The organism is Flavobacterium sp. IMCC34518, assembly GCF_027111095.2.
In the GTDB taxonomy this organism is placed as follows: domain Bacteria; phylum Bacteroidota; class Bacteroidia; order Flavobacteriales; family Flavobacteriaceae; genus Flavobacterium; species Flavobacterium praedii.
Genome location: NZ_CP114284.2, coordinates 138,687 through 153,212, shown reverse-complemented (window position 1 = coordinate 153,212; position 14,526 = coordinate 138,687). Strand labels below are relative to the sequence as shown.

The window sequence follows — 14,526 nt, the reverse complement described above, 5'->3', positions numbered from 1 at the left end:
AAAGTAATAAACCTATAAAAATTATATCCAATTTATTCTTTTGTTACTTCTGTTAACATTTTTTTACTATCAATTTCCCAAGTGTTTAAAGCTCCATCTCCATCCAAATCTGAGGTTGCTGTTGCTCGAGCCAAAAAGGAATCATTTGAAGCTTCTACTATTTCAATTTTATATACCGCTTGACCGCCTTCGTCAACGGTAAGTTCTGGTTCGAAACCAAGCTCTTCTAGGTTACTTGAATATTTTGAATGTCTATAAAAATGGCTTTTTTCTAGGCCATAAACTTGATTTAACATCGCTTGAGCCTCAATCGCTTTTGCTTGACCAATAACTGAGGTTTGATTGGGTAATACCATTAAGAGTAGTATACCAATGATACATAAAACAATCAAAATTTCAGTTAAAGAGTAGGCTTTAACCATTGTTGTTTTGGTGTTTTGAAAGTATTTTTTAATATTATTCAACATCTTTATGTTATTTTATTCGTTAAAAATTGTTAATTCCAAAAGTGGCAAAAATACAAATAGTAATGAAATTATTGTTATTTATTTATTATTTTACTTAAATCAAACATTGGGGCATACATAGAGACCATTATTACTCCAACAATCACTCCAATTACTATAATGATCATAGGTTCCAAAATAACACCTATCATCTTTGTTTGATGGCTAATTTCCTCATTATATTGTTCTGTTAACCTTTCAAACATAGTTTCAAGTTGATTCACTTGTTCAGCTACTTCAACCATAGAAACCATTTTATTCTCGAATACATTGTGTTTTTTTAAACTTTCATGTAAGGAAGCTCCTCTTGTTATATCTTCTTTTATTTCTACAATAGCAACTTCAATAGGATAGAAGCCTATCATTTTTGCGGTTAATGTCAAAGAATTTATTAATGTTGTTTTAGATGTAATTAATAAATTCATAGCTTGGCAAAAGCGGGATATATAAATTTTTCGAATTAAATTTCCAAAATAGGGTGTTCTCAAAATTATTTTTGTTGTAAATGCTCGGTAATTTTGATCTTTTTTAAGTAAAGTATGTGTAGCGATTAGCCCAATTATAATGGCTAATACGACCGTAAAAATTGCTCCTGAATGATTTGATAATTTTATAATGATTTGAGTGCTTTTTGGTAATTCACTTCCAAATTGTCTGAAAACAGAACTGAACATTGGCACTACTTTATTGAGCATAAAATAAAGCACCAAAAAGGTAACCAGCATTACAATCGCAGGATAGGTCAACACAGAGATAATTTGCCTTTTCATTTGGATTTTTCTGTTGAAATATTTTTGTAATTCGGCTAAAACTTCTTCTAGTTTACGGGTTTCTTCTCCTATTTGAATGCTGTAATATTCGTAAGGTGAAAATTGATTTGTTTCTTTTATTGATTCATAAATGCTTCTTCCTTCTACAACCTTGTTCTTTAATTCAATGATTATTTCTTTTTCAAATTTATTGGAAGACTGGTTGCCTAATATTTCTAATGCTTTTTTAAAATCGACTCCCGATTTTAAAAGCATACTCAACTCTCTGTAAAATACTTCTTTTTGTTTATCTGAAAGTGATTTTGAAAACTGAAGATTAATACTTTCAATTTTAATTGGTTTTTTTTCAGATTTTGCAGTTTTATATGTGCTTAAATCAAGACTCATTTTTCGTTGTTTTCTTTTAATAATAATTCATTTGCATAAATGCGCTTATAGAATTTCAAGTCCATTTTGTTTTCATTTATTTCTATATTGAATTTCAATTTTTGAAAAACAAATTGTTCCGATTTACTTTTTACAGTATCAATATGTATTTGATTAAGCTTAATTTTAAATGTATCTATGAATATTTCATTATTTCTCAAAGTATAGTCTTCAAGAAAACTATATTTTATGTTTTCTCCAGAATAACCTTTAAATGTAATTTCATTGTCAATGACAGTCATTTTTTCGTTTTCAAAAATATCTTTGTTGACACTATAAGTCAATCTATTTAAATCACAGATTGATTCATTTTGATTTTTGTAATCCATCATTCTTTCCGTTACAATAGAAAAAACCACAAATATTATGCTCATAATGATAGCGGTTATAGCCATGCCGACAATAGCCTCTACTATAGAAAAAGCAGACATCATTTTTCTGTTACTCATGATTATTTTGAATATAAAAACTTTTTTCAAACTCAAACTGTGTGCTGTCTTTAAAGCGGATGGTTGTTTTTTTTAGGTTTTCGTTAATGTATTCCTCTTCAACTGATAAATTTTCATTTTCGTTTTCATTTAGTAAGGAGTCATTTTTTATTTGTGATAAAAAGAATAATTCATTTACTTTATTTTGGGTATTATAGAATTTTGCAGATGTTCTTGGTGTAAAAACTGTTGCAAAAATCAGTATTGTGAAATAAAAACATATTGAAATAATAGTCAAAGCAATGACTGATTCCAATATAGAATTTGCTCTTAAACTATAATACTTTTTTAATGATGCCATGAGATACATTTTTTGAATCAAATATTGGAATTGAAATAAAATAGTTTGGTCTTTTTTTAGCATTAATTTCTATATCCGAAATAGTATTGTCATAGGATGCAGATTCCGTTTTGTAAAATAAACGATTGGTATAAACAGAACCGTAAACTTTACTTTTTAAAAATAATTTTCCCGTGCAATAAATGTCGCCAAATAGCAATCCTTCTTCATCTATCTCTATACTATTTTTGTCTATCATTTCATTTGTGTTGCCAAATAGAACAACAGCACCAGTTATTTTGCAATCTTTTTTTATTTTTATTTTGCTGTCATCCCCAGTTTCGTTGTAAATGCATAGTACAGAAGGGTAGTTTAAAATAACATTTTGTTCCAATTCTATTCTTTCAGATGCAAAAGCTTGAACGGTTCCCTTAAATCCAGCTTCAAATGTTATTTTTGGTGCAATCAATATTACATCTTCTAAAACGGTATTTTTTTTAATATGTAAAGAATCTTTGGAGCGTATAATAAAATTGCCTTTAAAAATTACATTCGAAACAATGGAGTTTAGATAAATTTCTTTAGTTGTATTAAAAAAAGAGTTGAAGTATAAAGAATCTTTTGGTTTTTCAACATCAGATAAATTTGTTTTTATAGCTCGTATTCCATAGAATATTTTCTTAAAATCAGGATTGATCTCTGGAAGTTGATTTTCAGAAATAGTATTTTTTCCATCGATTATAAGTTGATTGGGTCTATTGTTAATATAAGCAGTTTCGATATAGGTTGATGGGAGTGAATTGTCTCCAATCAATCTTACGGTACCGGTATATGTAAGTGATTTAGAGAAATTGGTTAAAAACAATGCTGATTTGTCTTTGGTGTAAAGTCCGATAAAATGTGCAGACTGAACGGTGTCTTTATTTGTTTCTGATTTCACCAACAAAAGATTTAACAGACCATAAGGTTTTGTTGCGTAGCTTCCTATAATACCTGATTTTTCATCTTGAATGGGTTCTTGTAATGTCTCTTTATTCTCTAAGGCAAGATTTACAATAGATTGATTATTGATGTATAATTCTTCCTGAAGATTATAGTATAGATTGAGTTGTCCGTATAAATTTGTAAAAAACAATAAGGCACCGCATATTATTGAGACAATAAGGCAAATATAAATAGCATATAGTAAACTGTGAGCCTTGACCATTTCTTTTTATTTGCTAGTTTTCTTTTTAAATAATTTATTATAATAGCGGTTAAATAAATTTTCTTTTTTAGGTGTAGCACCAGAGTTTATATTGGCTTCATTGTTTGCTTTATCTAATGCTTTTTTGTTTTTTTTACCTTCTTTTAAGGCTTTTTTAGTAGCTTTTGCTGTTAATTTTGTTGCTTTTTCGGCCTCATCAGCTTCTTTTTTACGCATCTTAGCACTTGCTTTTTCTTTTTCTAATTCTAATTCTTTTGCTTTTATATATTCTTTCTCAGCAGTTTTTGCTTGCTTTATTTTTGTTTTTTCAGATTCGATAGCTGTTTTTTTATTTTGCTCGTCTTTTAACTCTTGAAGTTTTAGTGTTAACTTGTCTAATTTTGATATTTTTTGTTTTTTCAACGCTGGCACACCATTGTTATAATTAACAGTGTCCTTTTTTACAAAATCATACCATTTCCCTTGTTTTTTGTCGTTTTTATAACAACCGGTTTCTGCAACAAGTCCATTTTTATCATATTTATAGTACATGCCTGTTCGTAGTCCCTTAGTCCATTTTTGAGTGCTTTCTATTGAGCCATTGGGATGCCATGTTTTCCAAATTCCTACTTTTAGACCATTTTTAAAGTTTCCTTTTTCGGCGATTTGATTACTATGGTACGTTTTTAAAAAAACCTCATTTAGTAAGTCACCTCCAAAATCACCTTGCGCGCTATGAATTGAACCGCCTTTAAACCAATAATATACTTTATTGACTTTTGGTGTTATAGTTTTGTTAGTAACATAGAATTCATATCTAAAATCTTGATCACTGATTCGTTTTATTGAATAAGGGTCTGAAAACGATACTAATAAAAAAGTAATAAAAAAGTAAAGTAGAGATAAAGACAGTTTTGTTTTCAAAGCAGATTAAGTTTAATAATGGGCACAAGATAGTATTTTATAAATTGTTTTTCAAAAATTATTGTAGTCTAAATATTATTTTAGTTTCAATTATTTTTGTGTTTTTTCAGCATTTTTAGGTTAATAGCATTGGAGTCCCAATTAGTATTCAATTATCAATTTTTTTACGGTTTTTTTATCTCCATCAGTTAATTCCAATATATAAATACCACTTTGAATTTTACTCAAGTCAATGTTTTTGTTAAAATTCGATTCGTTTTTATAATTTTTATAGAAAATTTGTCTTCCCAATAAATCGTAAATGGAAAGTTTTATATCATTTGTACTAGTGCTCGTAAACTGGATATTAAAATTTCCTTTATTTGGATTTGGGTATAAATTAAAATTGTCGATTTCAAAATTTGTAGCCACTAAAGAATTTGATTTTGTGCAGATTTTTAATGATGCAGATTCTAATACTCCATAATCTCCTGCAAATGCATCTCTTACTCTTAATGTCCATTTACCCTCTGGATTGATGTTATTAAAAGCACTTAACGGTTGAGTGGGAGTAACTGTTTGTAAAGTTGAATTAGTGCAAGAAAGAGGAATTCCAGAATCATCAAAATTTAGAAATAGCTTATTATTTGAAGCGCCACAAAAACTATCAAACAATTTAACAACTACTCCCTGAGGATTAACCAATTCTATTTGAACATCTGGTAAATAAGGGTGGTTAAGTTTTATTTCTACATTTATATCAGCCACATTCTCTGTAGATGTGGGTACGTCAACTGATAATGAACTATAAGCTTCAGACTCTGGTATTGCAAAAGGAGTCGTAAATAAGTATGAATTACAAGAAGATACAATTGAATTTTTAATTAAAAAAGTTTGACTATTAACAGCATAATAGATATTTGCTGTAGGTTCTATTAAAATTCTACAATCTGTTGCATTAACTTCGGGTACTATGATTTGTTCAGAACCATCATTTGGTGTATTGGAAACTAAAATTATTGGAAAAGTCAAACCACCATCGGTTGAAAGTTTGATATTTACATTGGTAGAACCAGATAAAGTATTAGTATTGTTTACAGTCCAGTTTATAGTTTCTATAGTGCCTGATGTCCAATTGGTGCCTGGATTGTTTTGTGAGGTAATTGTAAAAGGACCTGTATTAGCGATTACTGTTACTACCATTGCATCGGTATTGGTTTGTGCTAAACCCAAAGGCGCATTATCTCTTCCTGTTAAAGTGAAGTTTAATGTTCTGTCTATTGAAGAAACTGACTCCCAGGTTGTAGTCAATTGGCCAAGCAGGACTTTGTCTAAAGCTGGCATATGTCGATTAGCCGAACTACTTGGTGCGGTAGATCTAAAAAGTGGGCCATTGGTTTTTGCAGCATAGGCAATGCTATTTGAACCTGTTTGATTGGTGGCAGAATCATATTGTTCCCAACAATAAGACAAGGTATTTCCATTTGGATCTGATCCTGTTCCTTTTAAAACGAAAGGTGTATTTGCTGGAATGGTGTAATCCATGCCTGCATTAATGATTGGTGTTTGATTGACTAATATAGTAGTTGCTGGACAGGACTTAGTCGCTAAATTCTCTTGGATTTGCAATATGCTAGCATATCCAAAATAATCATCAGAATGATTTTGAACATCATAATCAGTGATTCCTGCATACCCCATAATAGTAGACCCACTACCAGGTTCGACACTTACACCAGTGCCTTCCACATCATATGAAAAGGTATGGTTTGCGCCTAGTTGATGTCCCATTTCGTGAGCAACATAGTCTATGTCAAATGTACTTCCTTCAGGTTTGGAATTGGCAGGTGAGGTATAGGCACTTCCTTTTCCTTTGGTATAAGCAGGTGTTGAAATTGTCTTGGTAGTTGGACTGCAAACACAACCAATACAACCGGCATCTCCTCCTCCTCCAGAGGCAGCAAATAAATGACCGATGTCATAGTTTCCTTCTCCAATTATGCTTGTAATTGTACTTTGCACTTCATTGTTCCAAGTTCCTGGACAGTCTCCTGTACAACCAGAAATCGTATTTAATCCTTCCGCTTCATTAGAATAGGGATCTGTATTGGCATTGGTGTATATAATCAAATTTGTATTAGCAATTAGTTCTAATTTTAATGCTAAATCTTTATTGAAAACTGCATTTACTCTTGTCATAGTAGCATTCATTCCAGCTAAAGCTCCCGTTACTGTTCCTCCAAAATAGTTTGCATACTCTCCAGTACAGGACAATGCCAAACGCATGGTTTTAAAAACACCATTATTTGATTTTAATTTATAGGCTTTTTTTATAAAACCTTTATTCAACCCAAGATCCGAAGTTCTACACCATAAAGATAAATTCCCTTTGCTTGTATTTTTTGAAGTCGAAAGGACATAAATTGATTTGTCTTTGGTCAAAGGTTCAATAAATTCTGAACCACTTTCTCCCCTCATAACAATAGTTTGTATTCCTAATGGAGAAATGCTAAAACTTATAGAAGCATTTGGATCTGTAATTCCATTTCCAGAGTAAGCTCGAATGTCAGGGTATAGCGCTTGTAATTCGGGAGCAAAATTGGACGACTCTTTTACAGCAAACTCTTCTATTGTTCCATTACTGTTTGGTATTGATATTTTTATTATTTCGTTTATATTCGATTTGCTTTGAGGACGAAACATTCTTTGCTTAAAGTCTGTTTCATTTAGGGTATAAAGTGAATTTTTGTCTACTTCAGCTTTTTTTAATATTTTTTGATTGGAAGAATTGGTTGTATTATTTACTATTTCCCAAAGAGGCTTCTCTTGTGAATAACCAATATTGTATGTTGTAAGGATTACAAAAAAAAGTAGAAATTTATTCATTTATTTAAAAATTGAACGGCTAAATTAATTTATTTTATTTGGAAAGCAAGAATAGTTTTTGACATTAAAAATTTAAAAGAGTTTTTCAATAGTATTCTTTTAAATTTTGCAACTGTTATTTTTATAAAATACTGATTGTTTAAAAATGAAAATAAAATAGTGTTATTTTTTTAAAATTACGTTGAAGTTGTTTTCTATAACATGAATATTACTTGTTAATTTAATTTGTCGTTAAATATTTTTTTTAACATACCTTTTTTTGCTAAAAATGTGTTTATTGGTTTGTTTTATGTTTATTTTCGTATTTATTCTAAAATTTTATTTTTTTTTGGTTGTAAATTCTTAAATAATTCTATTTTTGCAATTCAAAAATTAACAAGTTATTTGTGCTTAAATATAAACCTACCCCTCAGTTTGTGGTTAACACCCTATTAATAAGTGTGTTAGCTATTTTCTTGCTTTTTTATTTTTTCAAATCGAATAAAGAAATCGTCTATGTTGATACTGTGAAATTGTTTGACGGTTTTGTAATGACAAAAGAGATGAAAAGAGTAGGAGAAAAAGAATTTAATTCAAGAAAATTAGTTTTGGATAATTTGTATTCCAATTTACAGTCTCCTACAATTTCTGCTTCCGAAAAAAAAGAACTGATGCAACAATTCATTCAAGGAAAAGAAGAATTGGAACAGTTCAATCAAACTTTTGCTGCTGAGCAAACGACTAAAATTTGGTCAAGAATTAAAAGCTACACTGCTGAATTTTCCAAAGATAAAAACTATCAATTAGTAGTTGGATCTGATAACAAACAAGCGGTATTGTTTGCAGATGAAAAAATTGATATTACCAATGATCTTCTTATCTATTTAAACAAAAAGTATGAGGGTCTTTAATACGTTAGTTTTTATTTTTTTTATTTTTCTTCTTATTTCTTGTAAAAAAGAACCAAAAAACAATCAACAAGATTCTGAAATTAGGGATCGTTATTTCAACCTTGAAAAAATCGGTTGGAAATCCCGATCCTATACGCAAGTGGTGGATGATATCGGTTTTACTGCAACTGAAGTTCCTATTCAATATTATTTATTAAAAGATTTAGGGAGTGAAAATCTCAAGCAGGTCGATTCTCTTTATGAAGAAAATAAAAGAGAGCGTGTAATAGAGTTTGTTTTTCAACAAGATGAGGAGAAAGATTTATTAGGCAAAGATTTTACAGGGATGGATTATACTGCATCTGTAAAGTATATGTCCTTTGGTCTTGATAAAGATTTCTATGTGGTAACTTCCAAAAAAGATACAATCCGCTGTTCCGGTGTAAATTTTGAACGCAATTATAAAATTGCACCCTTTCAAAAAGTACTATTATTCTTTTCTGGAATAGATCCCAATGACAAAATACAATTGATTTACAATGATTACCTTTTTAGAAAGGGAACATTAAAATTTAAATTCAAAGATCCTTTTACCCCTATAGCCTTATGATCCAAAAAGTAAAAAAAAGTAAGTTTAGAAAAATAGTCGCTATTTATTTAGCCATGATGATTCTTTTAGAAACATTCCAGCCTATGCAAATCTATGCATTGACTGGTGGACCTTCACAGCCAGAGTTCCAGTCCTTCACACCTATAGGAACTTCGGATATGGTTGATTTGGCAAGTGGTGATTTGAATTACAATATTCCCATTATGGATGTAGGCGGATATCCATTGAACCTTGCTTATAGTTCTGGAGTATCTATGGATCAAGAAGCTTCTTGGGTTGGATTGGGCTGGGATCTTAATGTAGGACAAATATCAAGACAGCTTAGAGGTCTCCCTGATGATTTTAACGGGGATGAAATGATTTATGAGAATAACATGAAACCCAATGTTACTATTGGTTCTAGTGCTAATGTGTTCCTTACTGCTTTTGGTGTTAAGGAGGCTAAAGCTAGTGTTGGTATAGGTATTAAGTATAACAATTATGATGGACTTGGCGTAGCGGTAAATGGTGGGTTGACTTATCAGATAAATGATAATCTTAAGGTTGGAATGGATCTTGAATCATCTGCTTCAGAGGGTGTTTCTGTTTCTCCAAGTGTTTCGTTTTCTTCAAAATTAGCTGGTATTAATGGTGCTGGGATGACTGCTAGTGCGGGAGTGAGTTATAATAGTAGAAAGGGATTAGAAAGTTCAACTATGTCTTTCGCATTATCTAAAAATATAGAACATGAAAAGAGGGTAAAAAGCGGTGTTCAAATAGATAACGTTAGTCCTGGTATATCCGGTTCTATATCTTATATAGATGCATCTTTTACGCCAACCAAACGTGTGGGTATGGTGTCTTCTAATTTTATGTTTAGCGCAAATATTGAAGGCGAAATTTGGGGTGTTGAACCAGGTTTTAAATTTTCAGGGTATAGAACGTCTCAAGGTATCAAAGACTCTGAGAAATATAAAGTCGAAAAAGCCTATGGTTTTGAAAATACGTATTACGCAGGGAAGTCTGCTGTTTTGGATTTTAACAGGGAAAAAGACAGAACATTCAATAAAAATTCCACATCGTTACCAATTACAAACAATACCTATGATATTTATAGCATTCAAGGGCAAGGAGTTTCAGGGATGTATCGTCCTTACAAGTCACAAGTAGGCTATGTATATGACAATGAAACTAATGATGATAGTGTAGGTGGTGCTTTGGGATTAGAGTTTGGTGGAGGTGGAGGTGTTCACTTAGGGATTGATGCAACTGCTACATTAGGAAATAGTTACAGTAAGTTATGGGAAAATTCTAACCCTGCTTTAGGGAGATTTAAAGAAAAGAGAAAGGGGAATAGGCCGGATTATGAAAAAGTTTTTTTTAAAAATATTGGAGGTTTTCATACCGATAAAGAATTAAGTTTATTCAATACGGAACTAGGAAATTACAATCCAATCAAGCTTGGCATAGTTGGAAGTGGATTTGATACCAAAACAAATTCAAATTATTCCACTAATAAAGGAGTTATTGCAAATAATAAACAGGTTGTTAGGAAGGAAAGATTGTCCAGAAACCAATCTATTGAAAAATTAACTAAAGCAGAGGCTAAAAAATTTGGGTTCAAAACACAGTTTAGTGATTTTGCCAAAGACAATCATACTGCCGAAATAAAAATCACAAAAGAAGGTGGTGAACGCTATATTTATGGCAGAGCCGCTTATAATTCGATTAAAAAAGAAACAACATTTGATGTGGGAAGCACTCCAGAAGTTGATTCTAAAAAAGGATTGGTAAAATATCTTCCAGGGAAAGATAATTCAGCTAAAAACAATAAAGAGGGGGATCAATATTTTAACAGAGTAACTACTCCCGCTTATGCGCATACTTATTTATTGACATCTGTTTTATCCTCAGATTATCAGGATTTAAATGGGGATGGGCCATCAGATGATGATTTGGGGACCTATACCAAATTCGAATATGATAATAAAACAAAAGATCATATTTATAAATGGAGAGTTCCTTTCGTTAAAGATTCTGCTAATTATGACGAAGGATTGCGGTCTAGTAAAAAAGACAATAAAGGAAATTATTTGTATGGTGAAAAAGAGCTGTTATACATTAAAAAAATAGTGACCAAAACCCATATTGCTATTTTTCATCTTTCAGAAAGAAATGACGGGTATGGTGTGTACGATGAGAATGGTGGCAGAGGTGATGATTCTAAAATGTATAAACTGGACAGCATCTCATTGTATTCAAAACCAGAGTATTTGTCTAAAGGAGATAAAGCTACTCCAATAAAAGTAGCTCATTTTGAATATAATTATAGTCTTTGCCAAGGGATTGATAATAATAGTAAAAGCTTAAGTAAAGATGTTAATGATCTTGGACAGAAAGGAAAGTTAACCCTTAGCAAAATTTATTTTACCTATAAAAATTCGAATATGGGGAAATTCACGCCTTATGTTTTTAATTACGGATTCAATCCTGATTATGATATGAAGGCTTACGATGTATGGGGAAATTACAAACCAGTTGATAAAAATGTTAGTCTTGCCACTACTGCTCCACTATCCAATGCCGAATATCCTTTTGTTGACCAAAAAAATAAACAGACTGCAGATCAATATACTTCAGCTTGGTTGTTAAAATCGATTCATTTACCATCTGGCGGGCAAATGGAATTGAATTATGAATCGGATGATTATGGTAAGGTACAGAATAAGGATGCCATGCAAATGTTTAAAGTTGTAGGTAGTGGGGATAAAGAGGGACTTACCGCAGCAAATATTAGTGGTACTGAAAAAATATTGAAAAATTTAGGTGAATATATTTATGTCGAGTTAGACCATAAAATTGTAGATAAAGTATCCAATAGTAATCGTTCTATCTCAGAAATTTTTTACGATCAATATTTAAAATCAATTGGAGACGAAGGTAATCCTCTATATTTTCGATTTATGCTTAATATGGTGAATCCTAATCCTTTGCCTGGGATTAATGGGACGGATAAATACGATTATGTGACAGGTTACATGAAGATTAATAAAAAAAGGGACGATTATGTTTTTAGTGTAATTAATGGAAAACAATATGTGGGCATACCTCTTGAAAAAGTAGGACAAAGTGATGGTTTTAAAAAGGGAAATGACACAAATCCAATCCAAAAAGCCGGTTGGAATTTTGGAAGGCATAATTTGAATAGGCTGGTGTATAGTATGCATAATGAAGAGGATACTAAAAACCTAAAAGGGGTGGTTATGGAACTTGTTGGTTGGTTTCCTACATTACTTGATATTTTTAAAAGTCCTAATGGCAAACTAAGGCAAACAGGAATTGCCAGTAAATTTGTTACGGGTAAATCGTGGATACGTTTAATGCAACCTGATGCCAGGAAACTGGGTGGTGGCAGTAGAGTAAAAGAGATCAGTATTCATGACCAATGGGATGTAATGACTGGACATAAAGATAATGAGGTTTATAAACAACATTATGGACAAAAATATGCTTATAATACAGTCGATAAAAATGGGAATCCTACAGAAAATTCTTCAGGAGTAGCTACCTATGAGCCACTTGGATGTAAGGAAAATCCATTTGTAAAGCCTTTTTATGATGTTAATAAACCAGATTTATTACTAGGACCTGATTCTGATAATTATGTGGAAGAACCGTTTGGGGAATCTTTTTTTCCTGCTCCAAAAATCACATACAGTAGAGTAACCGTTAGTAATTTGACCAGAGTTCCCAACGACGAAGGGGGAGTAGGTATGACTGTAAAAAAACACGCAACGGGTACAGTTGTTACGGAGTTTTATACGGCTAATGAATTTCCTACTATAGTGGATAGAACTGTTTTGTCTGGAGGGCATAAATCATCAACTGCTCTTGCCAGTATTCTTAGTTTAAATGTAAGGGACTATTTAACATTGTCTCAAGGATACTCCATTCACACCAATGATATGGATGGTAAAATGAAAAACCAGCGAGTGTATGGTGAAGGACAAAAAGAAGCAATATCAGGAGTAGACTATAATTATAATACCGTTGTAAAAAACGGAAATATAAATCAGGGGTTGTTAAACAATACCATACAAACAGTAGATTCCAAAGGTGTTATTTCTGAGAGGTTAGTTGGTGTAGACTATGATGTAATTAATGATTTTAGAGAAAGTAATACCAAAAGCACTACTGCTGGTATACATGTAAATGTTGCAATTTTACCCTTTACATTTATTGTAGTAGTAGTTCCAACACCAATTCCTACTTATTCAAAACACGAGAGCCAGATACGTACAGCAGTAACCACCAAGGTTATTCACACTTCAGCAATCCTTGCAGAGAAAGTGGCTTATGATTTAGGATCAAAAGTCTCAACAAAAAATCTGGCTTGGGATGCCGAAACTGGAGATGTATTGCTTACCGAAACGGTGAATGAATACAATGATAAATACTTTAATTTTAATTTCCCGGCGTATTGGAGTTACGACGGAATGAGTCAGGCAGCCAAGAATATTGGTTTGGAATGGAACGTTGCCAAAACGGGAAACAATCAGTATCAGTTTACTGGAGCCAACGCCTCCGATTATTTAATTGATGGTGACGAATTGTATTTAAGCGGTATTGGAACTGATGGTAGAACCAAAAACGCACTTAAAGCTTGGGTAGTAAAAGTAAATGCATCTACTTTCCAGTTGTTGGATAAAGATGGATTATTGGTTAAAGGTAATATTGTAAATACTGGAACCATAAAAGTAATTCGTTCCGGTCATCGCAACCTGCAAATGGCTTCGATGGCAAGTGTTACTTCTATGCGTAATCCGTTGTATGATTATGATGCCAATAATAAAATTACTACTGTCAAAGAAAATATCGGAGGGAATCCTTTCTTCTCTACCTCTGCGAGTGATCGAATTGTAAATGCTTCTGCGATTGAGTACAATGACATGTGGCCTTCGCAATGCGAGTGTAATTTGCCTAGAATGTTTTTTTCAAACGGTAAACTGCAATTTGAATACGAAAAAGACAATAGTCTGGATGAACAAGAGGATATTATTGCTCGTTCCTATAACCCGTATCTCTATAACATACTAGGAAACTGGAGAGCCAATAGATCCTATGCCTACCTAACAGGAAGAAACTACACTGTTGATCCAACACCTCGTAAAACAGGATATTTTGCAGATTTCGCACCATTTTATATACTTACAGGTGGCAAATGGGGGATTACGGTCGATAATTATAAACGATGGACGTTTGCCTCTCAGGTTACCCAATACAATCCTTTTGGACAAGAGGTAGAGAATAAAGATGCTTTAAATCGTTATTCTGCCGCTTTGTATGGGTACAACAATCGTTTTCCGGTTGCTGTTGCTTCGAACACTAAATACAGTGAGCTGGCCTCGGATGGTTTTGAGGATTATGATACTATTGCCTGCGCCAAACAATCTCATTTTGACTTCAAAGCACAACTAAAAGTTAATGAAGTAAGTGTATCTAGCAAACAATCCCACACCGGAAGAAAAAGTTTGAAAGTAGAACCGAGTAAAAAAGCTGTATTAAAAAAACAAGTTGTTAGCTGCAGCACAGCAGGAGTAACTACCACAAAAAAGTAAGACCA

General features: G+C 32.1%; 10 protein-coding genes. 3 read left to right on the top strand and 7 right to left on the bottom strand.

Annotation, left to right across the window (positions count from 1 at the left end):
* Positions 1 to 32 precede the first annotated feature (32 nt).
* From OZP06_RS00585 to OZP06_RS00555, 7 genes are all read right to left on the bottom strand, one after another.
* Positions 33 to 467: a type II secretion system protein gene (locus OZP06_RS00585; RefSeq protein WP_264566840.1), complete on the bottom strand. Its 435-nt coding sequence runs from the start codon at positions 465 to 467 to the stop codon at positions 33 to 35.
* 74 nt (positions 468 to 541) lie between these two features.
* Positions 542 to 1,663 carry a type II secretion system F family protein gene (locus OZP06_RS00580; RefSeq protein WP_269223194.1) on the bottom strand — a complete coding sequence of 374 codons (1,122 nt, stop codon included), beginning with the start codon at positions 1,661 to 1,663 and terminating at the stop codon, positions 542 to 544.
* Positions 1,660 to 2,151: a hypothetical protein gene (locus OZP06_RS00575; RefSeq protein WP_269223193.1), complete on the bottom strand. Its 492-nt coding sequence runs from the start codon at positions 2,149 to 2,151 to the stop codon at positions 1,660 to 1,662. The genes OZP06_RS00580 and OZP06_RS00575 overlap by 4 nt, the downstream gene beginning before the upstream one ends.
* Positions 2,144 to 2,491: a hypothetical protein gene (locus OZP06_RS00570; protein WP_269223192.1), complete on the bottom strand. Its 348-nt coding sequence runs from the start codon at positions 2,489 to 2,491 to the stop codon at positions 2,144 to 2,146. Before OZP06_RS00570 ends, OZP06_RS00575 begins: the two co-directional genes overlap by 8 nt.
* Positions 2,466 to 3,677: a hypothetical protein gene (locus OZP06_RS00565; RefSeq protein WP_269223191.1), complete on the bottom strand. Its 1,212-nt coding sequence runs from the start codon at positions 3,675 to 3,677 to the stop codon at positions 2,466 to 2,468. Before OZP06_RS00565 ends, OZP06_RS00570 begins: the two co-directional genes overlap by 26 nt.
* A gap of 6 nt (positions 3,678 to 3,683) precedes the next feature.
* The gene (locus OZP06_RS00560; RefSeq protein ID WP_281324088.1) at positions 3,684 to 4,580 is read right to left on the bottom strand and encodes a hypothetical protein; all 897 of its coding nucleotides are present in this window, start codon (positions 4,578 to 4,580) and stop codon (positions 3,684 to 3,686) included.
* Positions 4,581 to 4,721: 141 nt separating this feature from the next.
* The gene (locus tag OZP06_RS00555; protein WP_281324087.1) at positions 4,722 to 7,445 is read right to left on the bottom strand and encodes a reprolysin-like metallopeptidase; all 2,724 of its coding nucleotides are present in this window, start codon (positions 7,443 to 7,445) and stop codon (positions 4,722 to 4,724) included.
* 386 nt (positions 7,446 to 7,831) lie between these two features.
* Between OZP06_RS00555 and OZP06_RS00550 the strand changes: the two genes are divergently transcribed.
* The 3 genes from OZP06_RS00550 to OZP06_RS00540 are packed head-to-tail and all read left to right on the top strand — an operon-like array spanning position 7,832 to position 14,521.
* Positions 7,832 to 8,335 carry an OmpH family outer membrane protein gene (locus OZP06_RS00550; protein WP_281324086.1) on the top strand — a complete coding sequence of 168 codons (504 nt, stop codon included), beginning with the start codon at positions 7,832 to 7,834 and terminating at the stop codon, positions 8,333 to 8,335.
* Positions 8,322 to 8,924, top strand: a complete 603-nt coding sequence (locus OZP06_RS00545) for a hypothetical protein (protein ID WP_281324085.1) — start codon at positions 8,322 to 8,324, stop codon at positions 8,922 to 8,924. Before OZP06_RS00550 ends, OZP06_RS00545 begins: the two co-directional genes overlap by 14 nt.
* Positions 8,921 to 14,521, top strand: coding sequence for a hypothetical protein (locus OZP06_RS00540; RefSeq protein WP_281324084.1), 5,601 nt, complete (start codon positions 8,921 to 8,923; stop codon positions 14,519 to 14,521). The genes OZP06_RS00545 and OZP06_RS00540 overlap by 4 nt, the downstream gene beginning before the upstream one ends.
* Positions 14,522 to 14,526 lie beyond the last annotated feature (5 nt).